This window comes from Pseudoalteromonas sp. PS1M3 (assembly GCF_016865405.1).
Lineage (GTDB): Bacteria > Pseudomonadota > Gammaproteobacteria > Enterobacterales > Alteromonadaceae > Pseudoalteromonas > Pseudoalteromonas marina.
This window is the reverse complement of the sequence record NZ_AP022625.1, coordinates 269,255-289,739: the sequence shown is the minus strand read 5'-3', so window position 1 is coordinate 289,739 and position 20,485 is coordinate 269,255. Positions and strand designations below refer to the sequence as shown.

Genomic DNA, 20,485 nt, shown 5'->3' with positions numbered 1-20,485 from the left:
AACCATTGAATGGTAGGTGCCTTTAAATAGGCACCCACTAACTGTAATAAATTTAGAAAAGCAGAGCAATTATGAACACATTCACTTTTAAAAAGAGCCAGTTAGCAGCTTCTGTGTCACTTATCATCGCTGCAAGTACATTTAATTTAGCCTATGCAGCAGAAGAAAATACTGCTGAACCTGAACTAGAAATCATTGAAGTAAAAGGTATTCGCGGATCATTAATCCGTTCAATGGATGTAAAACGAGATGCTTCTGGTGTAGTTGACGCCATCTCAGCTGAAGAAATGGGTAAGTTCCCAGATACAAACTTAGCAGAATCATTACAACGAATTACTGGCGTATCTGTCAGCCGATCAAACGGTGAAGGTAGCCAAATTACTGTTCGTGGTTTTGGTCCATCGTTTAACTTGGTAACACTTAATGGTCGCCAAATGGCGGGAACAGGTTTTACACGCTCATTTAACTTTGAAAACTTATCATCAGAAGGTGTAAGTTCACTTGAAGTAATGAAAACTGCACGCGCTGATTCACCAACCGGTGGATTGGGTGCAACTGTAAATATTGTTACCGCAAAACCATTACAAAAGCCTGGTGAGCGCTTTTCTTTTATGGCTAAAGGTATTCACGATACATCTGTAGAAGAAGGCGATAAAGTAACACCTGAAATTGCAGGTATCTACAGTAATACCTTTGATGACGAGCGTTTTGGTGTGTCGGCTAACTTTTCATATCATCGTCGTGATTTTCAACGACAAGCAGCAAATGTTCGCTCTTGGTTAGTTAATCCAAATCTCTCGGTTGATGCAGCTAATATTGTTGATAACCGCCCAATGGATGCTGAAGGTAACCCGGCTAAACAATTCTTTGACCCAAACGCTGGGGAAAATGGTGAATTTGTTTCAGCCGCTTTCTTTCCGCAAGAAGTTAGTTTTGCAAAAGATGACATTCAGCGCGAGCGCTTAAATGCGCAAGCAACATTTCAGTTTGCGCCAACAGATAACCTAACCTTTACGCTTGATCATACGATTTCACAAGCAACAACCGGTAATAACTCATTGTCTTGGGGTATTTGGAACGGATCGTTTGGTGGTAATGCCAATGCTTATGAACTTGATGAAAATGGCACAGCTGTTTATTACAACTCTGCAGGTGACGATGCATCATTTACTGCATTTCGTGAAACATCAGAAGTAGATTCAAAAGCAACAGGTATTAACGTTGAGTGGTTAGCAACCGAAAACCTGAGCTTTAACTTTGATGCTCACACATCTAAAACAACGACCGATAATGGTAAAGATCCTGGCTTAGGCGCTAACGCACGAATCATTTTAGGCTCGGCAGACATTTCAACTAAAGAGTACTCTTTCCGTGAAGGTGACGTACCTGGTTTTAATGTAAATTGGAATAACGGCACGCAAGAAGTTGACCCAAACCAAATTGGCTCTAACTTTAGTATATTTACAAGAACACCCGGTGAATCAGAAGTATCTCAAGTACAACTAGACGGTAAACTATTTACTTACACTGACATTGGTTTAGAAACAGTAAAATTTGGTGCTGCATACACTAAGCAAACACTTAGTGGCTGGGGTGGCTCTAATAATGCCAATGCACCAGGCTTTAATAACGGTACATTTGCTGAGATATTCCCAGATAGTATGTTCGAGCGAGTTGATTTAAGTGGCTTTCTTGACGAGTTTTCATTTGGTCCTAACGGTGTAGCGCCAGGCTATGCTTACACTTATGATCTTGATGAAGCATTTGCTCGCCAAAGCGCTTTTTTAACTGAAGACGTAATAGGCAGTGATGTTTACCAAATAGGTACTTTTGATGGCTTCCCAACTAACAAAGTAGAAGAAGAAACAATCAGTGTTTACCTGTCTACAAATTGGGTATTTAACGTTAGCGACTACGACGTTTTTGTAAATTTAGGTCTTCGCTACGAAGAAACTGATATTGTAAGCCCAGCTAAAAGCCGTGTTGCTCAGCAAGTATATTGGGCAGGTGGTTCTGAATGGCTAACTGAATTTGCCAGTGGCGGCGAATTAGTTGAGGTTGATTACCAAGGTAATTACGATCTTCTTCTACCTATGATAGATGTAAAAGTCGACCTTTCTGATAACTTAGTGTCACGTGTATCTTGGGGCCAAACAATCACACGCCCTACCCTTGGCGATATGCTTGGTAACTTAAGCCTAACACCATCACCTAAGTTAAATTCAAGAAGCGGTAGCCGTGGTAACCCAAATTTACAACCGTTTAAATCAACAAACTTCGATCTTAGCCTTGAATATTACTACAGTGAAGGTAGCTACGCTGCAGTGGGTATGTTCTGGAAAGATGTAGATAATTGGATTGATAACACGCAAGTAACGACCACGTTTGAAGGCCTGCATGATGTTTATTTAGGTCAACGCTGGAACAATGCAGTAACCGCAATTGAAGGACGTGGCGAGCAGGCAACTGACTCTGCTATCTATAATGAGATTGTGGCAAATGGCGTAGGAATTGGCGAAAACAACCGTGTACTTCCTGACTCAGCAACTGATCCATTAATTGAGTGGACAATCAACTCACCAGAAAACGTAGGTTCTCGTAAAGTAAATGGTGTTGAGTTTGCGATACAGCACTTATTCGGCGAGTCAGGTTTTGGCGCTGGTTTTAATGCCACTATTGTTGACGGTGATGTAGAGTACGACAACTATTACCTTGCATCTCAAGCTGTATTAGCTGGCCTGAGTGATTCTGCCAATCTACAAGGTTTTTACGAAAAAGATGGCTTATCAGTTAAAATTACTGGTGCATGGCGTGATGAATACCTAATTGCGCAAGGCCTACCAGATTCGGGTGCTACGGCTCCTCCACAATATGCTGAAGAATATTTACAGTGGGACATTAGCGTTAACTACGAAGTTAATGAAAGCACTACCGTATTCTTTGAAGGCGTTAATTTAACAAACGAGACAGAGCGTTCGTTCAGTCGTTTTGAAAGTCAGTTCTTAAGCGCTGCACAATACGGACCGCGTTATGCATTTGGTTTTAGATACTCAATGGGTAACTAAACTTAAATAAATACCAAATAAAAACCGCTCTAAGAGCGGTTTTTTATTTTTGAGCTATGGAATGCGCTTAATCTGCTCTAATAGTATATTCGTTGTCCAATCAACGCCGTTATACGCAATATCTGGCTTGTAAAAATCACCTGCCCCTCGCGCTCTATTTACATATACTTTATTTGGCACTACAACTTTACCTAAGCCTGAAGGTAAATCGGCTAAACGTACCTCCATATACAGCGAGTCTGCGCTACTGGGTGCACCAAACAACGTGGTATTTTCAAAAAGCTTAAACTTATCTAGCGCATCTAAACAAGCGCTGGTGCATTGCGGCGGCACTATAACAAACACCTTGGTTTTAAAGTCACTCACTAAGATTTTTTGTGGTAGGTTATTTAGCGTATTAGTCTCTCGTTCTACATAAAATGGATCACCACTTTTAAGCGATAAAGTCATACCCGCAGCTGCAGTTTTAAATATTTCGGGTTGATCTTTTACTATGTCTAATATAGACATTACATGATACCAAACAGACTGCTGCAAATTTAACCTGAAGGTCAACAGACCCTAATCATTTAATGCTTGAGTAAACGAATCCATTCATCAGGGTTTGCTATAATAAAATCATAAGTATCTTCATTTTCTAATGTGATTGTTATTGCATCGCTTGTAAGTGCTAATATGCCTGCACCTGTACCTACCGATTTTTCAATTTTTACGATTGCGCTGCGTGTTAAAGTATAAGGCCCTAAACCAGCACTTTCATTGTATGGCTCAAAACGTACCTCACCTTGCGTTATATAAAATTTACCATCGGCTTTTGCCACACCGCTTTGGTACGTAGCAGTAGATGATTTGAGTATTTTATTGTTCATTCGGCTTTCCTGCTGATTGATTAATTTACTTTTATAGGATGTATGCACCTTAATAAGTTATATAGTTTTGTGTTTTGAGGCAATTAATTTGTACCTAAAAAGTCAAATTCAATTAGTACTGCGAATCTCTAGCAAAGTATTAATTAATCTTGGTACAAACCTTGATACCTAATTAATAACAAAACGACTTACAGGTACGGGTTATGGCGAAATTTTTTGGAATTTATTGTGCATCTGGGCTAACTCAACATCATGATTTTATTATTAATAAATTTAAAGCTGAAGATGCTAAAGTAAACAGTGGCACAATAAACGAAGTACATGAACAGGCTCTTTACTTAGCTAGTTTAGATTATGAAACCTTTGGCCCACATGCTTTTTTGCAAACAGATTCGCATATTGCAACACTGGTTGGTCACCCACTTTTAAGCGCGAACCGAAATAATGATTTAAACACCCTAAACTCACATTATACCAATGCAATGCTCACAGAATGTGAAGGTGTTTTTTGTATGGCACGGTATAACAAGGTTACGAATGTATTAAACTTAGTTACCGATTCCCTTGGGGTTCGCCCTTTTTATTATATGTATTATGAAGGTGCTTTTATTTTTAGTACCCAATATAGCTTACTCAAAAACTTAGGCTTACCACTTACCTGTAATCACGAAGGAATGATGGAATATGCAACACTTGGCTATTACCTATTTGAGCATACCCATTACAACGAAATTTCGTGTATTCGCCCAGGAACTCGCCTAGAAGCATCATCTAGCGGGGTTACTAAAACACAGTATTTTGACTGGAGCAGCCTCACTAAAAATAATGATAATTACGAAAAAACACTGCATAGCTTAAAGCAAGACCTATCTAACAATGTGAACAAATATATTGATAACGATAATCACGTGCTTACTACGCTATCGGGTGGATTAGACTCAAGGTTGATTGCGTGCTTACTTAAAAGGCAAAATGTAAACATCACCGCGCTTAATTTTTCACAGCATCAAACACAAGACTTATACTGCGCAACGGCGTTCGCAAAAAGCCAAAAAATTGAGCTTGATGTTATTCGTGTTAACGATACACAGGCAAAAACAATTGAAGACAGACTAGGCGAGCATTGGTTAAACGGCCAACATCCAGACCGCCCTAAAGTAACACGTCCTCGTTTAGCATGGTCTGGCAATGGAGGCAGTGTTGGGCTGGGTGTTATTTACTACTCAGATGAAGTTTACGAAGCGGCATTAACACAAGAACCTGAGCGCCTTGCTGACGCTTATTTATCGCAACAATTTGCTTATATCCCCAAATCAATAATCCATAACGCTGAAAAAATGCAAGCCAGACTAAAAGCTAATATCGTAACTTCATTAAAAGAGTTTGGAGATATTCCTCTTGAAAAAGCTTACTACCTGTTTTTATTACTTAATGATCAGCATCACCATTTAGCCATTCCATTCGATAAAGTGGACGAGTATCAAATGGATTTTTGCCTGCCCTTTTATTCCTGGAAAGTACTTCGACATGTTTTGTCGCAGCCAACGTCACAAGTAAGAAAGCATCGCTTTTATCATGATTTTTTACGCTATGCATTCCCCGAAGCCCTAGATTCGCCTTGGCAAGCATACCCTGGCCATGTTCCATGTTTATTACCAAAAGAAGGTATTGATCAGTGGCAAATTAAACGCCCCAAGCAGTTTAAACCCACTAAGGTGTACCATATTTTCACTCAGTTAATGACAAGCCAACATAAGCAATTAGTTAACCTAGCCTCGTTTAGTGCGGTTGCCTTACTACATGCTTCTGGCATTAAAAGCTATAACGATAAGCTAAAGGTTATTGAAAATATGCTTAAGTGGTAACATTAAAACACCTTGCTGTAGGCCTCTACTCAAGGTGTTTTAAGCAAGCTGTTGTTATTTAGTTGGTGGGAACCATATGCTAACAATTTTGCCATTACGCACTTCATACACCGCAACGGCGAACATATCATCTCGACCCTCACCAAGCCCAGTTAACCGCTCATAATCAACAACCACAGGCCCATTCACAATTCGATTTTCAAGAATCACTTTAAATGATTTTGGCGCTGTTTTTAAAAACTGATACGCTTTGACTAAGCTTTTTTGCCCAATAATGTCAGGAGCGCCTTCTTGGCTATTTTTAATTTTTATATCTGCCGAGTGACAGCTTGCAAATAGCGCTATATTTAGTGCGTTATAAGCCTCTAGTTGCGCTTGCACTACTTGTTCAGGATCGGTACTTGCCGAGCACGCTAACGCATCACTCGCATAAAAAGGCTAAACTGCGTAAGCATTGAGACAGCTTTCATAACAATAAACATCCTTGAAAATAAACTGGGTAGTAAAAAAGCTAGTTGGGAAAATGACTACGAAAACTTAAAAAATACAATACTAGCAAGCAAAACAAACACAACATAAAATATAAACAGCTTACCAGCTTGGCGATGCTTAATAGCAAGCCTACACACTCTTTTATCGGTCGCACCTTTTAAGTGATTTAAACCATCCCCTGAGACGAACATTATGGGAATCATTAAAAATTTTGGCTGCCCAAGCGCTTGCCATATTTCAGGCTCAAACATTTTAACTGCTTGATAATATTTATATTCAGCAATTACTGCGCGAGCCATAAATAATGCCCATAGCAAAATAACAATTGTTATAATCATTTGCTTAGCTCCTCAATACTCTAAAAGTAAGTATTCAATCAAGCCTAAATTAAAAACACGAACTTTAATTAATAATTTTTGTGTAAAACACGTCCAAACATAATAACGCAACCTCCTTATTAACCAAATCAATACATATATTAACGATAAAACCCAAATTTTTTATTATGTTAAACAGCTCAATATGTTAATTTGTGTAATGTAGTTTTACGGCAAAGAGTAGTTAATGAGTAAACAAATTCGATGGACCCTAAAAAGTATTGCCAAAGAGTTAGGTGTGTCTAATGCAACGGTATCTAATGCATTTAATCGACCAGATCAGCTCTCTGAAAAACGCCGAGAAGCGATACTCAAAGCCTGTAAAGAGCTTGGTTACTTTGGCCCAAATAAAGCAGCGCAATCATTAAGAAGCGGTACATTTAACATTGTCGCTTTGGTGCTACCCGACAGCGTTGAATACATGGTATCAGACCCAGTTGCCAGCAGCTTTATGCGAGGCGTGACTTCTGTACTCGAAAAAAACAATATTAACGTTTTATTGTTCTCTGGTAGTAACAATAACCTCAATAGTGTTGTTGATTTTGTAGATGGTTTTATTTGCTACGGTCGCCCTCGTAACCACGCATTAGTAGAACAACTTAAAACTACGCCAAAACACGTCGTCACAGTCGATTTTGACATTAACCGCAATGCGTCGGTTAACATTAATAACGAACAAGCTAGCTACGAAATTGCCAAGCATGTTTTGCACAATATAAACGATAAGGTCGCCATTCTAGGGCTAAGACTTCTCGATGAAAACGTATTATGCCGCGTTTATGAACATCACGAGTTTCAAACCGGAGAGTCAATTTCTCATCAGCGTTTACGTGGCTATCAACGTGCATTAGTTGAGGCAAATATTAGTGTTGCTGACGACCGCATTTGGAACATACCTGAAAGCAGCGAGCGCTTTGCTAATATAGCTGCAAAAGAAGTACTATCAGCTTCACCTCGCCCTAACGTTATTATCTGTATGAGTGATTTAATTGCACTCGCCACAATGCGAGAGGCAATCAAGCAAGGTATAAAAATTGGAAAAGACCTACGTATTGTTGGATTTGATGGGATTGATGAAGCAGCACGGTTCGTGCCTAGGTTAAGTACTATTCATCAAAACAGTGAAGAAAAAGGCGTAATTGCTGCAAACTTATTTATTTCTAAAGAAAACAAAATACAAGAAGTCAGCTACGAACTCGACATTGGTGCCAGCAGTTAATAAAAAAGCCAAGCTAACTAGCTTGGCTTTTTGTTAAGCAAAACTCTATTCTTACAATAAAGAATCCAAACTTATCGATGTTTCTTCTTCACCATTTACTTGCGTTATAAGGGCGGTTCTTGCTTCAAAATCTACACTTAATGAAATAGATTGCTCACCAAGTTGCCACGTTAAACAACACATACTGCCTTCACCTTGCGCTGAAAACTCCCCAGAAAACGCTGGGTGTTCATTTCGGATTTTAATCAGTTCAATTAAACCTTTTACAACGGGCTTATCAAGTGATTCGCTTATTTTATCTGCATTTAAATATGGGCGGTTAATATCACGGCCAACATTTGTTTTAGCTAAAAGCTCCATGTCGTTTTCGCATGCAAATAAACCACCGTAGTAAACTTGTGGAACACCTGGTGCAAAAAACTGAATGGCGCGAGACAATAAATAATCAAAATCTTTAGCCCCCAATGCGTTGTAATAAGTACAGTTAACTTGGTACAAATCAACATTACTGGCTGCAGCCCCAGTTGCTTGTCGGCTTTCGTTATTACTATTTGCATGCATTGTTTCAACAAGGTTATCAATTTGCTCAGCGTTTAATAAACCTGGTTTGTCGCCCATTGGCCCAGCATCAATAATACCAATGCCATCATGTGTATCGAGTACAGTTAAACAGTTACGTGGTGATATTTTTAGCCACTTTAAAAGTGCATCAACGTCGTTATTAAACAAGCTATGTAAAATAAGCGGCGGCAGTGCAAAGTCATAAACCATGTTAACGCGTTTAGCCACTTCAACCTGAGTTTGATAATGGCTGTGTATTTCAGCAATTGTTTCCATACCTAATTCATTTGCTTGCTTAGATAAGTTATCTAAGTAACCAAACGTTTCATCTAGCATAAAACAGTTAGTACCCGCTTGCTTAATAGCGTAACCCGCTGCATCTAAGCGAATAATATTTACATTGTTAGCAGAGAACTTGGTGAGTACATTATTTAAATACGCAACGCCAGCCTCTACCTTTACATTAATGTCAATTTGATTATCGGTAAATGTAGTCCAAAAATCATACGTTTCGCCATCACCACATTTCATTGGTGTAAAACAACTGCCAGGACGAGGACGATAAATTGCTTTTTGCTCCGCGTCGCTCATGCCATTTGGAAATACGTCTTCTTTGGTTAAAAACAAATCCCAAAATTCAGAGGCTTTACCTTTAGCAAGCACATCCTGAAACTGAAAAGATTGCGCCGAAACATGGTTAACAATTAAGTCGGCCATTAAATCATGGTTGTTACCAAGCGCTTTAATGTCTTCCCAAGAACCTATTCTTGAATCTACTTCACTATGGTCTATTGGGTCAAAGCCAGCATCACTGCCGTCAATTGGGTTATAAAATGGCAACAAATGCACACCGCCAAATACGCCTTTTAAAGATCCATTTAAAAGTGTAGTGAGTGCATTAATGTCTTGGCCAGTGATTCGATCAGCATATGTGATCAATTGAACTTTGTTTTGCATCATTGTGTGATTACCATGTTGAATCTTAATCGATTAAGATATATCTTTAACTAGAGAGTGAGAATTTACAAGTAATTTTTAAAAATTTTACATACAAATATCGTTGCATGAATAATACTTCACTAAGTAACTAACTGACTTAGCGCGTATTAGTCTGCATTTAACGAGGATTAAATAAAATGACAAAACCACACACACAAGTAAGCAGCGATCCGTTGCGACAAATACGCTGGCTCACATACATGATGTTTTTTATGTTTGCCATGACCTCTGATGCGGTCGGCATGATCATCCCTGAGCTTATAAAAGACTTTGGCTTGAGTATGACCCAAGCCAGTGCCTTTCATTATGCGCCAATGGCTTTAATTGCTTTTAGTGGACTATTTTTAGGCTTTTTAGCCGACAGCCTTGGACGAAAGCAAACCATTATGCTGGGGTTACTCATTTTTTCTGCGAGTTGTTTTTTATTTGCAGTAAGTTCTAGTTTTAATTTTTTCTTGGTACTTCTTTGCTGTATTGGTTTGGCAATCGGTTTATTTAAAACAGGTGCATTAGCTTTATTGGGTGATATTTCACACAGTAACGAAGAACACACCAAAACAATGAACAAGGTAGAAGGCTTTTTTGGAATAGGTGCTATTGTTGGTCCTGCACTGGTAGGTGTTTTACTCGTTCAAAATGTAAGTTGGACATACCTTTACATTATTGCTGGTGTTATGTGTTTGATCCTTGCGCTTCTGGCGTGGCGTGCAGATTATCCGCCAGTTGTAAAAACAACCGAAAAACCCGCTTCACTTGCCACCACCATGAAAATGATTAAAAACCCTTATGCACTGGGCTTTTCAATGGCTATCGCACTATACGTAGCAACCGAGGTGGCTATTTATGTATGGATGCCAACACTACTACAAGACTACACAGGTTCATGGCCATTACTTGCAACCTACGCACTAACCATATTCTTTATACTTCGCGCAGCGGGTCGTTTTATAGCGGTATGGTTACTTAATCGCTTTAGTTGGCAAGGTGTAATGACCTACCTGAGCCTTGGCATAGCACTATGTTATGTAGGCACATTAATTGGCGGTGTAGATTGGGCCGTTGGATTGCTTCCGCTTTCAGGTTTATTTATGTCAATGGTTTACCCTACTTTAAACTCTAAGGGCATTTCCTGTTTCCCTGTTCAACAACATGGTGCTGTAGCCGGCGTTATATTATTTTTTACCGCATTGTCAGCAGCATTAGCCCCGCTTTTGATGGGCATGATCAGTGATTACTTTGGTCATGTGCGTTACGGTTTTTACTTAGCAACTGGTTTTGCAGTTATTCTATTTTTGGCTATGCTATTTAATTATTTACGTGACCCATCAGCATCAGCTTTAGAGCAAAATAACGTAGTTACTAATTAATTTGATAATTATTTAACAAAAAAATTACCCTATAAATCAATGGGTGAGTAAAAAAAGAGCAAATTAATAATAAAATAATTTGCATCTTGTAAAAATTTTGTTATTTTTACTTAATCGATTAAGTAAAAATAAATAACCATTTAGGTTCAACATAACGAGGCGTTCACATGACAACACACAACACTCCTTTATATTTAATCAGTGCATTAGCACTTGCAGTAAGCCAAGGCATTAATGCTCAAGAAGCAGAAACAACTCAGCCAGAAGCATCACAAAACAAAGGACTTGAAACAATCGTTGTAACCGGTGTTCCACGCCGTACAACAATTATGGCTTCAAGCGTATCTGTAAGCAGTGTTTCGCTTGAACAAGTTCAAGTTTCAACACCTCGATCTACCGCTGAAGCATTTAGAATAATTCCGGGTATCCGTTCAGAATCTACTGGCGGTGAAGGTAATGCAAACATTGCAGTTCGTGGTCTACCGGTTGCATCAGGTGGCGCTAAATTTTTACAGTTACAAGAAGACGGTTTACCTGTACTGCAATACGGTGACATCGCTTTTGGTAATGCTGACATTTTTATGCGCCTTGACAACACGGTACAAACGGTTGAGTCAATTCGTGGTGGTTCAGCGTCTACAGCAGCAAGTAATGCACCGGGCGGTATCATCAACTTTATCTCTAAAAACGGCGAAAACGAATCGGGCAGCGTTGCAACCACTGTTGGCCTAGATTTTGACAGTGTACGTACTGATTTTGAATACGGTACTTATTTAACCGACAGCGTTCGCTTTCATGTAGGTGGCTTTGTACGCCAAGGTGAAGGCCCACGTGAAACAGGTTATACGTCAAATAAAGGTGGTCAAATAAAAGCTAATTTGACTAAAGATTTCGAAAACGGCTATGTGCGTCTTTACTACAAACACTTAGACGACAAAAGCGTTGGCTACCTTCCAATGCCAATGTACTCAAATGGTGATTCAGTTCCTGGGTTTGATTCTCAGTCAGATACACCTCATTCAGCACTGTTCACTAAAACAGTTCGCTTAAATGGTCAAAACCAAATTAGCAATGGTGACATTCGCGATGGTATGAACCCAAATGTTGATTCTATTGGCTTTGAAGCTGTATTCGACCTAGACAACGACTGGCGTATTGAAAACCGTTTTCGTAAATCGTCAGTTGGCGGAAACTTTAATTCTATTATTCCAGCTGAAGTAGGCGATGCATCGGCAATGGCTGCAAGCATTGGCGGAGCAGGCGCAACACTGAGCAATGCAAACACAGGTGACGCATTCAATGGCGATTTAGCTATGCGTATCCATACGTTTGACGTAACAATGAATGACTTTGACTCTATTGTTAACGACTTTAAACTAACAAAATCGTTTGACGATGACACAAGCCTTACGTTTGGTTACTACGCATCAACGCAAAACATAGCGATGTCGTGGTTGTGGAACTCTTACGTTATGGAGCTTAAAGGTGACAACGCAGCACTGTTAAATGTAACGGCTGCCGACGGCACTGAGTTTTCAGAAAATGGTTTATACGCATACGGCACGCCATTTTGGGGTAACTGTTGTCAGCGCGACTACGACACTGAATACGACACACGTGCACCCTATGTTGCTTTCTCAACTAAACTTGGTGACTTAAGCATTGATGCAAGTGCGCGTTACGACAGCGGTGAAGCACGCGGTAACTACGCAGGAGCAGTAACATCTACTGTTGATATGAACCGTGATGGTGTTATTTCAGTACCCGAGCAGAATGTTGTCGGTATTGATCATGCTAACTCAAGCCCAGTAAATTATGACTGGAGCTACTCGTCTTACTCAATTGGTGCCAACTACCAAATAGACCCTAGCCTTGCAACATTTGCGCGTATCAGTAAAGGCGGACGTGCAAACGCTGATCGTCTTTTATTTGGTAAAGTACGCTCAGATGGCTCAGTAGCTGATGAAGATGCAGTTGATGAAGTAAATCAATTTGAGTTTGGTGTTAAAAAACGTTTTGACTCGCTATCGGTATTTGCAACAGCGTTCTACGCAGAAACTGAAGAGCAAAACTTTGAAGCAACATCACAAAAGTTCTTCGACCGTGAATACGAAGCCAAAGGTATTGAGATTGAATCAACGTACTTCATGGATGCGTGGGATTTTCGTGGTAACTTGACGTGGACTGATGCTGAAATTGCTAAAGATGCACTATCTCCTGACGTTGTAGGTAACACACCACGCCGTCAAGCGGATTTAATTTACTCACTAATGGCTCGTTATAGCTATGAAAAAGGGGCGGCAGGTCTAAGCTTTATTGGTACAACTGACGCTTACGCTCAAGACAATAACGACCTTAAGTTCGATGGTTACACACAGGTAAATGGCTTTGTGAGCTACGACCTATCTGAAAACCTTAGCCTAGCACTTAATGTTAATAACCTATTTGATACAGTAGGTATTACAGAAGCAGAGGAAGGCTCTGTACCAGCAAACGATATTATACGCGCACGTACAATTAATGGCCGTACAACATCACTAACGCTTAAATACGCGTTTAACTAACCGAGTCTGAGTGTGTTAAGCGCTGAAATGCAGTTTTATTTCAGCGCTTTATTCCTCGCTTAACTCACACTTTATTACTCTCCCTTACATTTAACCTAGCCTTGCTAGGTTTTTTAGGATTTATAACATGACCAAATTACTTAGCCTTGGCGAGCTGCTTATTGATATGTTGCCACAAGACTCACACAACACAGCGTATTTACCTATTCCTGGCGGCGCACCTGCAAACGTAGCAGTCGGTTATGCAAAGTTGGGTGGAAACGCAGCTTTTTGTGGTGGTATGGGTGATGATTACTTTGCAAAACAACTTACTGACGCGTTAAAGCAATATAATGTCGGCACCGAGTATTTATTCACTATAGAAAATGCGCAAACAGCGATGGTTATTGTCAGCTTAGATGAAACTGGCGAACGCAGCTTTAATTTTTACCGCCATAACACCGCCGACCTACTCCTTACTCCTGAACATTTACAGCAAATTCAGTGGGATGAAATAAGTACCCTACACTTTTGCTCAAATACGCTAACAAGTATTGCCATTGCAAACACAACATTAAGCGCTTTAAAACAAGCAAAAAGTCATAATAAACTTGTTAGCTTTGACGTAAATTTACGATACAGCCTTTGGCATAATATTCGTGATATTGAGCCTAATGTGCGTGCCTGCTACGCCCATTGCGACATTATAAAACTGTCACGTGATGAGTTAAATTTTTTAGCAGAACACACCAGTCAATCAGGTGATGAATATTTACAATCGCTATTAGAGTTAGGTGTTAGTTTAATTTTCTTAACCGATGGACCCGAGCCTGCCACTGTTTACCATAAAAAGTTTAACGTAAGTGAAGCTGCACCGATTATTAATGCAATAGATACAACCAGTGCCGGAGACGCGTTTATTGCAGGTGTGTTATATCATTTAAATCATTACAACGAGACGCTATTACCAATCGACAAACTCAATAATAAACAAGTAATTAAAGACGCATTAAGTTTTGGCCTTCGTTGTGGCTCAAAAGCCTGTTTATCAAAGGGTGCTTTTCCTGCATTGCCCGTTTTAGACGATGTACTTTGAGCTAACACACCCTGCAACATTTTAAAAATTAATCTAAAAAAGCCCCTGTAGATAAATACCTACAGGGGCTTTTTTAACTATTGTTAATCTGAGTGCTATAAAGCAAGCTCTTCTTTAGCGCGCGTTAAGTTATGCGATACCATATCGTTGTTAGATAGTTGTTTTGCTTCGTATAGGTCAGCAAGGCCGGCCGTTTCGTTTTTAGCTTTTAGGCGCGCTACACCACGATTGCTTAATGCAAATGATGTAAGCTGACGAACTTTAAATTTAGGGGCATCGGCATCTTGTAATAGTGCAATTGCTTTAGTACAAATTTGTTCTGCTTCAGCGTAGTTTTTTGACTTAACATTAAGTGCACAGCTATTAAAAGATTGCTCAAGTGGCTGCGGCGCGGTTTGCGCTTCAATAACCATTAATTTGTAATCACTTTGATCAGCCATTGCAGCAGCTGAACATGTTAATAGTGAGCCAAGAGCGATAGTTTTGATAAGTGTTTTCATGGTCATAATCCTGTTAAGTTAAGTCGTGCTTGTTGCCGACAACTGAACTTTAGAGGATCCCTATAAAACCGACAAACGATAAAAAAAACTAATAAGTGAAGAAATCTAACCTATAGACTTTAGTCTAATAACACTAGCCTAAACCCAAAATAATAGGCCCATTTAAAACTAGTGTTCAAGCCAATCAATTGCCGCAGTGGCATTTTCAAAGTAAGCCATTTCACCACAAATAATACGATTCCCAATGTTTGCAGCGGTTGCTTGCCATGTTTTATTACCGTAAATAGCTACTTTACTTAGCGCTTTATTATGCTTTATCCCTAAATTCAAATCGTCAAATATCGATTTAAAACCCACGCCCTTTAACTCAATGCCATCTATAAATAAATTAATAATCGGGTTGTTTACCTTTAAAAGCGCGGCTTCAATTTTAGGGGTGATTGCATTGTAATCAGCGTGCTTTAAATTACCCACGGCTTTTAACGTTATAAAAATTTCGCGTCCAGCGCCTTCTATATCAAGTGTTAAACTAGGAGTTAAATTTACCATTACATTTGCTCATTCTTATAGTAAGTTTTGAGCATAAAGCACTTTATATTAATCAATGATGAAGCAAATCAGCAAAACCGTATTTAAGCTGAGCTTAAGTTAGTTAAGCTTGCTGCACTCTCGCAATTTGGTTATCTACATCGTTTAAATGCCCTTCTTTAACCCATAACTTCGCACCCAGCTTGCCTGCTTTTGCTAAAACATTAGAATTTACAGGCGTACGCAACCAGCTACTTTTTTCAAGCAAATCTTGCCCTTCTGTTACGGCGCCTTCAATTACTAACAACTCAGCTCCGCACTCAGCATCTAAAACAAACTGCGCATTAGGCGCTAAATGAATTAAGCTAACTTCCTCAAACTCATCTTTGTATAAAGGTGTTACCGCAACCCCTTGTTGTGTTGAGTGTTCAACGCTTCCCATAAAGTGAGTTTGCAACCGAACGTGTGTTCTATCCTGTGGCTGAAACTGCCAAAGCTTAACAAAAATAATACATCCCTCTTTTGAACCCGGCTTATGTTGTGATTGCGGCGGGTTTCTAATGTACGAGCCAGCAGGAAAATCGCCATATTCATCCTGAAAAACACCTTCTAACACAACAAACTCTTCCCCGCCGGTATGAACATGTGGCGAAAACTCACTACCTGGTGCATAACGAACAATACTCGTTGCACGCGCAACCTCATCGCCTATGCGATCAAGAGGTCGCCTATCAACGCCTGCCATAGGCGATTTTACCCACGGTAATGTATTACTGTTCACCACTATACGCTGACTAAAATCGGCTGCTATTTTCATGCTTGCCCCTTAAATTTTTGTTTTGCCAATGAAACTCAATATACCGAGTTTAATTGGCCTATTGAACCCACTTTTACTTATAAGCCCGCTACGCTTGGTCGAGCTGCAACTGCTTTTTGCCACGCTAGCAAATGAGTTAAATGACTCGGTAGCGCAATGTTGGCAAACCCAGCAAACACTAATCCAGCATAAAGAGTTATATCGGCAATGCTAAAATTATCGCCCGCAACAAACCTTGATTTAGCAAGTATATCGTTAAAATAATTTAAGTTAGTACGCGCCTTTTCACCTTGCTTTTCGCCCCATGCAATATTTTGATATGTTTCAAGCTCTGGGCCTAATCCATCAGTAGCATGATGAAAATACGTTGCAACAGCATCAAGTACCATAGACTCAGCACGTTTTTGCATCATATTTATTACTGCGCGCTCTTTTGCCGAAATGCCCATCAATGATGGTCCTGTAAAAGCAGCATCAATATATTCAGTAATTGCTGTGCATTCTGATATAAATGTTCCGTCATCAAGCTCTAATACTGGCACACCAGCTAATGGGTTTTTAGCTATAAAAGCCTCTGTCCGGTGTTCACCATTAAGCAAGTCAACCGCAATAAATTCAACTTCAGTTGTCGCATTTTTTTCTGCTAGCGCAATACGAATGCGAAGCGGGTTTGGAAAGTTTTCTACATCATAAATTTTCATTGAGTGTGACCTTTTTTAATTTACCTACCTACTGATAGGTATTTATATTCTTTATACCAAACTAAGTCAAACTTTAAAATAACTACATAAGCAGAGTAGTTGCTAACCGCATGAAACTTAATATTTTATTTATAAAAATAATAAGGCTTGAAAATAACTACCTACTGGTCGATAATTTTATGGTCAACAATAGGATGAAGATGTATGAGCAAAAAAGAGGCCCTACTCAAAGCGGCAGAGAATAAAGTACGCCTAGGCGGATACAGCAATTTTAGCTTTAGAGAACTTGCTAATGAAGTAAGTATAAAAAGTGCCAGTGTACATTATCACTTCCCTACTAAAGCCGACTTGGGCGCAGAGCTTGCACATCAATATACGGATGCGTTTTTGCTTTCATTAGGGGAGCCCGCTGAGTTAAAAGCGCAAGGTAAAAACCCTATCGACTTTTATACGTCGCTATTTAGAGGCGCATTGGTGACCGATAAAAAAATGTGCTTATGCGGTTTACTTGGCGCCGAGAGTGACAGCTTACCTGAAAAAGTACGTGAAGAAGTAAAGCGCTTTTTCACTCAAAATTTAACCTGGCTAAGCGCAGCGCATTCGGTCAACGGTGAAATAAACCCACAAAAAGCAGCTATTCAAACGGTAAGTATGCTTCAGGGTGCGATGATGATCAGTAAAACACTCGACGATCACAGCTACTTTGATTTAGCAACGCGAGACAGTATTTAACCAGACGATTTGACGAATAAAAAGCGAGCTTAATTAGCTCGCTTTTTAGTTTTACACGGAAATTATTTAAACTGCTGGGCTCGCTTTATGCTTAGCATGCACAATGGCAAGTATGATCAGACCAATCACCGCGACCCCTGCACCTATGGGTTTACCTAAATCGCTCGATAAGTTAAAACCAATTGCAGCTGTTGTGATATACGACAAGGTCACAGCCGTTGCAATAACCGCAGGTATACTCGCAATCCAATGAAAGGTGCCACGGTCAAACAAATACTTAGTAGCAAGCCATAGTACACTGGTAGAAAGCAACATATTTGAAAACGCAAAGTAACGCCAAATTAATGAAAAATCCAACTTGGTCATAAAGTAAGCAATAGTTAGAATAGGTAAAGCCAACAACAGACGATTACGTATACTTTGCGGAATATTAAAGGCATCAACTACCGTTAAGCGCAGTGAACGAAATGCGGTGTCGCCTGAGGTAATAGGGAAAACAGCAACCGCAATAATTGCCATAATACCGCCAAATACACCTAAGTAACTATTTGCAATATGGTTTACAACTAAGCCTGGACCACCTTGATCAAGCATTGCTTTTAAACCAGCATAACCTTCAGGGAAAGCCGCAATACCAGCCAATGCCCAAACACAACCAACAATGCCTTCACACATCATGGCACCGTAGTACACCGGGCGTACATATTTTTCGTTTGTTAAGCAACGAGCAATAATAGGTGCTTGCGTTGAATGAAAACCACTAATAGCACCACAGGTAATGGTTATGAATAATAGGGGCCAAGTTGGTAACCCGTCGGGGTTTGGTGCTAAAAAGTCATGCGCGTGATCGGCTTCAAAATACGCCAAAAAGTCGCCAGCAACCGGTAAATGTGGCGCGTTAATAAGTAACGACACGGCAACAGCGACTGTCATAACAATCATTAACAAACCAAAAATAGGGTAAAAACGTGTAATGATCTTATCAATTGGTAGCAGCGTCGCTAAAAAGTAATAAGCCAAAATAGCCAATACCCAAAAAGTATTATTGGCTAAAAATGTACCTTCAAATAAATTTAAGTTACTAAGTAAACCCGCTGGGCTCATTATGAATACTACACCAACAAAAAATAACAGCATTGCGGTGAAAATAAGCATAAAGCCTTTAAATACAACATTGTAATAGTGACCAGCTATTTCAGGTAAGCTTTTACCGTCTTCTTTTATACTCATTACACCTGAGAAAAAGTCGTGAACAGCGCCACCTAATACATTTCCTAACACAATCCATACGAGCGCAACCGGACCATATAAAGCGCCCAGTATAGGGCCAAAAATTGGACCCACACCCGCAATATTTAAAAATTGAATTAAAAAAGCACGAACAGGGTGAATAGCCACGTAATCAACACCTTCACTAAAGCGTTTTTGTGGTGTATCAACCGTTGAATCCATGCCTGCTTGTTTTTCTACAAATGGGCTATAAAACTTATATCCCAGAATTAATATGGTGAGGCAAATAAAAAAGATAATCATAAAGCACGTTTCTCTTTTGTATGGGTATTTAGAAGCGCAGTGTGTATCGCTTCGCATAAATGTGACTTAATAACTTTGGAACAATATCAAAGCTATTTATTACAAACAATTAGACGTTTAGCTAATACCTTAGTCGCAATCGTTCATGATTTGTTCACTTTATGAAGTAATTTGATAACTCGTTTAGAAACCTGACGAATACCGCTGTCTAAACGTTCAAAATGTATGTTTACCACACTATTTTTAGGCAAAAAAAAGCGGCTAAGCATATTGCTTAAGCCGCTTTCAACACACAATTTTTTTAAAGAGGACGCATAAATTCGTTAATTTTTTCATGAGTCAATGTAGGTGTAGCACCTGCACTTTCTGCAACCATAGCCCCTATCGCACAGGCAAAATCAACCGCATACTGAGCACAATCGCTGCTACATAACTGATATATCAATGAACCTAAGAATGAATCCCCAGCGCCCACTGTGTCTACAACACTAATTAAATAGCCTGAATTATAATAATTTTGGCCCTTAACAGTTAACAGTGCGCCGTGACTGCCTTTGGTTACACATAAATATTCAGTGTTAGTTTGCTCTGCAATAAATGCTAGGTTTTGCTCAAGCGAATGGAACTTACACCCCATTGCTTTGGCAATTTCGTAAAGCTCTTCATCGTTTAACTTGATAAAATCTGCTTTATTCATTAAATCTACTAGCGTGTCTAATGTGTAATGCGGGGCGCGTAAATTTACGTCAAACACTTTAAAGTTAGCTACATCAACTAGCTGGTTTAGCGTAGCAAGTGAAGCTTCACTGCGGCCAATTAGGCTGCCAAATACAAATACATCACTGGCTTTTACTTTTTCAATAAGTGAATCAGTAAGAGTAATGTTGTCCCATGCCGTATCAGCGACTATTTCGTAGCTGGCTGAACCGTTTTTGTCTAAAGTAACTTGTACGGTGCTGGTCTTTTTGTCGTTATTAACGGCAATATAATCGCAACTAACGCCTTTTGCTTTAATTTCGCCAAGAAGCTCAGTACCTAATTCATCGTTACCTACTGCGCTTATCATGTCGGCTTTAATACCTAATGAGTTAATGCGCACACACATGTTTAATGGTGCACCACCTAAGCGTTTACCTGTTGCAAAACAATCCCATAGCACTTCGCCAAAACAACTTACGCTTACGTCTTTACCTTGTTTAGAATCAATTAAAATGCTCATTA

17 protein-coding genes and 1 pseudogene are annotated in these 20,485 nt (G+C 39.6%); 7 read left to right on the top strand and 11 right to left on the bottom strand.

Annotated elements, in window-relative coordinates; genetic code table 11:
• The first annotated feature begins 71 nt into the window (after window positions 1-71).
• The gene (locus tag PS1M3_RS18055; RefSeq protein WP_203987973.1) at window positions 72-3,065 is read left to right on the top strand and encodes a TonB-dependent receptor; all 2,994 of its coding nucleotides are present in this window, start codon (window positions 72-74) and stop codon (window positions 3,063-3,065) included.
• Window positions 3,066-3,119: 54 nt separating this feature from the next.
• On the opposite strand, the pseudogene PS1M3_RS18050 reads toward PS1M3_RS18055, so the two are convergent.
• Both PS1M3_RS18050 and PS1M3_RS18045 read right to left on the bottom strand, forming a co-directional pair.
• Window positions 3,120-3,581, bottom strand: a pseudogene (locus PS1M3_RS18050) (peptidase); the annotation flags it as partial.
• 53 nt (window positions 3,582-3,634) lie between these two features.
• Window positions 3,635-3,934 (bottom strand): hypothetical protein, encoded by a 300-nt coding sequence (locus PS1M3_RS18045; protein ID WP_203987970.1) that lies wholly within the window; start codon window positions 3,932-3,934, stop codon window positions 3,635-3,637.
• 203 nt (window positions 3,935-4,137) lie between these two features.
• On the opposite strand from PS1M3_RS18045, the gene PS1M3_RS18040 reads away from it, so the two are divergent.
• Complete coding sequence (locus PS1M3_RS18040) at window positions 4,138-5,799, top strand: asparagine synthase-related protein (protein WP_203987967.1); 1,662 nt, start codon at window positions 4,138-4,140, stop codon at window positions 5,797-5,799.
• A gap of 54 nt (window positions 5,800-5,853) precedes the next feature.
• Here the strand turns inward: PS1M3_RS18040 and PS1M3_RS18035 are convergent, their stop codons facing one another.
• Window positions 5,854-6,180, bottom strand: coding sequence for a nuclear transport factor 2 family protein (locus tag PS1M3_RS18035; RefSeq protein WP_203987957.1), 327 nt, complete (start codon window positions 6,178-6,180; stop codon window positions 5,854-5,856).
• Between the two features lie 146 nt (window positions 6,181-6,326).
• Window positions 6,327-6,629, bottom strand: a complete 303-nt coding sequence (locus PS1M3_RS18030) for a hypothetical protein (protein ID WP_008127797.1) — start codon at window positions 6,627-6,629, stop codon at window positions 6,327-6,329.
• Between the two features lie 226 nt (window positions 6,630-6,855).
• Between PS1M3_RS18030 and PS1M3_RS18025 the strand changes: the two genes are divergently transcribed.
• Entirely contained in the window at window positions 6,856-7,887 is a 1,032-nt protein-coding gene (locus tag PS1M3_RS18025; RefSeq protein WP_008127790.1) for a LacI family DNA-binding transcriptional regulator, read from the top strand.
• A 51-nt stretch (window positions 7,888-7,938) separates the two neighbouring features.
• On the opposite strand, the gene gtfA is transcribed toward PS1M3_RS18025, so the two are convergent.
• The gene (gtfA, locus tag PS1M3_RS18020) at window positions 7,939-9,408 is read right to left on the bottom strand and encodes a sucrose phosphorylase (RefSeq protein ID WP_203987955.1); all 1,470 of its coding nucleotides are present in this window, start codon (window positions 9,406-9,408) and stop codon (window positions 7,939-7,941) included.
• Window positions 9,409-9,584: 176 nt separating this feature from the next.
• Here gtfA and PS1M3_RS18015 point away from each other — a divergent pair, with 176 nt between their 5' ends.
• From PS1M3_RS18015 to PS1M3_RS18005, 3 genes are all read left to right on the top strand, one after another.
• Window positions 9,585-10,814: a sugar MFS transporter gene (locus tag PS1M3_RS18015; RefSeq protein WP_006792636.1), complete on the top strand. Its 1,230-nt coding sequence runs from the start codon at window positions 9,585-9,587 to the stop codon at window positions 10,812-10,814.
• Between the two features lie 167 nt (window positions 10,815-10,981).
• Window positions 10,982-13,378 carry a TonB-dependent siderophore receptor gene (locus tag PS1M3_RS18010; RefSeq protein WP_008127784.1) on the top strand — a complete coding sequence of 799 codons (2,397 nt, stop codon included), beginning with the start codon at window positions 10,982-10,984 and terminating at the stop codon, window positions 13,376-13,378.
• Between the two features lie 127 nt (window positions 13,379-13,505).
• Complete coding sequence (locus PS1M3_RS18005) at window positions 13,506-14,453, top strand: carbohydrate kinase (RefSeq protein ID WP_203987953.1); 948 nt, start codon at window positions 13,506-13,508, stop codon at window positions 14,451-14,453.
• 95 nt (window positions 14,454-14,548) lie between these two features.
• On the opposite strand, the gene PS1M3_RS18000 is transcribed toward PS1M3_RS18005, so the two are convergent.
• The 4 genes from PS1M3_RS18000 to PS1M3_RS17985 all read right to left on the bottom strand — a co-directional run bounded on the left by PS1M3_RS18000 (window position 14,549) and on the right by PS1M3_RS17985 (window position 16,999).
• A complete protein-coding gene (locus PS1M3_RS18000) occupies window positions 14,549-14,953 on the bottom strand; it encodes a hypothetical protein (RefSeq protein ID WP_006792633.1) in 405 nt (134 codons plus the stop codon).
• Between the two features lie 168 nt (window positions 14,954-15,121).
• Window positions 15,122-15,502 (bottom strand): STAS/SEC14 domain-containing protein, encoded by a 381-nt coding sequence (locus PS1M3_RS17995; protein ID WP_008128571.1) that lies wholly within the window; start codon window positions 15,500-15,502, stop codon window positions 15,122-15,124.
• 103 nt (window positions 15,503-15,605) lie between these two features.
• The gene (locus PS1M3_RS17990) at window positions 15,606-16,298 is read right to left on the bottom strand and encodes a cupin domain-containing protein (RefSeq protein ID WP_203987952.1); all 693 of its coding nucleotides are present in this window, start codon (window positions 16,296-16,298) and stop codon (window positions 15,606-15,608) included.
• Window positions 16,299-16,375: 77 nt separating this feature from the next.
• The gene (locus PS1M3_RS17985; protein ID WP_008128566.1) at window positions 16,376-16,999 is read right to left on the bottom strand and encodes a glutathione S-transferase family protein; all 624 of its coding nucleotides are present in this window, start codon (window positions 16,997-16,999) and stop codon (window positions 16,376-16,378) included.
• Window positions 17,000-17,203: 204 nt separating this feature from the next.
• Between PS1M3_RS17985 and PS1M3_RS17980 the strand changes: the two genes are divergently transcribed.
• Window positions 17,204-17,731 carry a TetR/AcrR family transcriptional regulator gene (locus PS1M3_RS17980; protein WP_203987950.1) on the top strand — a complete coding sequence of 176 codons (528 nt, stop codon included), beginning with the start codon at window positions 17,204-17,206 and terminating at the stop codon, window positions 17,729-17,731.
• A 66-nt stretch (window positions 17,732-17,797) separates the two neighbouring features.
• Here the strand turns inward: PS1M3_RS17980 and PS1M3_RS17975 are convergent, their stop codons facing one another.
• Window positions 17,798-19,264, bottom strand: coding sequence for a carbon starvation protein A (locus tag PS1M3_RS17975; RefSeq protein ID WP_010556845.1), 1,467 nt, complete (start codon window positions 19,262-19,264; stop codon window positions 17,798-17,800).
• 301 nt (window positions 19,265-19,565) lie between these two features.
• The gene (locus PS1M3_RS17970; protein WP_203987948.1) at window positions 19,566-20,483 is read right to left on the bottom strand and encodes a carbohydrate kinase; all 918 of its coding nucleotides are present in this window, start codon (window positions 20,481-20,483) and stop codon (window positions 19,566-19,568) included.
• Window positions 20,484-20,485: the final 2 nt, after the last annotated feature.

Excerpts from the sequence above, each read along its gene's own strand:
- gtfA (WP_203987955.1), bottom strand. The coding sequence starts at position 9,408 with ATGATGCAAAACAAAGTTCAATTGATCACATATGCTGATCGAATCACT.
- PS1M3_RS17980 (WP_203987950.1), top strand. The coding sequence starts at position 17,204 with ATGAGCAAAAAAGAGGCCCTACTCAAAGCGGCAGAGAATAAAGTACGC.
- PS1M3_RS17990 (WP_203987952.1), bottom strand. The coding sequence starts at position 16,298 with ATGAAAATAGCAGCCGATTTTAGTCAGCGTATAGTGGTGAACAGTAAT.
- PS1M3_RS18015 (WP_006792636.1), top strand. The coding sequence starts at position 9,585 with ATGACAAAACCACACACACAAGTAAGCAGCGATCCGTTGCGACAAATA.
- PS1M3_RS17970 (WP_203987948.1), bottom strand. The coding sequence starts at position 20,483 with ATGAGCATTTTAATTGATTCTAAACAAGGTAAAGACGTAAGCGTAAGT.
- PS1M3_RS18055 (WP_203987973.1), top strand. The coding sequence starts at position 72 with ATGAACACATTCACTTTTAAAAAGAGCCAGTTAGCAGCTTCTGTGTCA.
- PS1M3_RS18040 (WP_203987967.1), top strand. The coding sequence starts at position 4,138 with ATGGCGAAATTTTTTGGAATTTATTGTGCATCTGGGCTAACTCAACAT.
- PS1M3_RS17975 (WP_010556845.1), bottom strand. The coding sequence starts at position 19,264 with ATGATTATCTTTTTTATTTGCCTCACCATATTAATTCTGGGATATAAG.
- PS1M3_RS18045 (WP_203987970.1), bottom strand. The coding sequence starts at position 3,934 with ATGAACAATAAAATACTCAAATCATCTACTGCTACGTACCAAAGCGGT.
- PS1M3_RS18005 (WP_203987953.1), top strand. The coding sequence starts at position 13,506 with ATGACCAAATTACTTAGCCTTGGCGAGCTGCTTATTGATATGTTGCCA.
- PS1M3_RS18030 (WP_008127797.1), bottom strand. The coding sequence starts at position 6,629 with ATGATTATAACAATTGTTATTTTGCTATGGGCATTATTTATGGCTCGC.
- PS1M3_RS18010 (WP_008127784.1), top strand. The coding sequence starts at position 10,982 with ATGACAACACACAACACTCCTTTATATTTAATCAGTGCATTAGCACTT.
- PS1M3_RS17985 (WP_008128566.1), bottom strand. The coding sequence starts at position 16,999 with ATGAAAATTTATGATGTAGAAAACTTTCCAAACCCGCTTCGCATTCGT.
- PS1M3_RS18000 (WP_006792633.1), bottom strand. The coding sequence starts at position 14,953 with ATGAAAACACTTATCAAAACTATCGCTCTTGGCTCACTATTAACATGT.
- PS1M3_RS17995 (WP_008128571.1), bottom strand. The coding sequence starts at position 15,502 with ATGGTAAATTTAACTCCTAGTTTAACACTTGATATAGAAGGCGCTGGA.
- PS1M3_RS18025 (WP_008127790.1), top strand. The coding sequence starts at position 6,856 with ATGAGTAAACAAATTCGATGGACCCTAAAAAGTATTGCCAAAGAGTTA.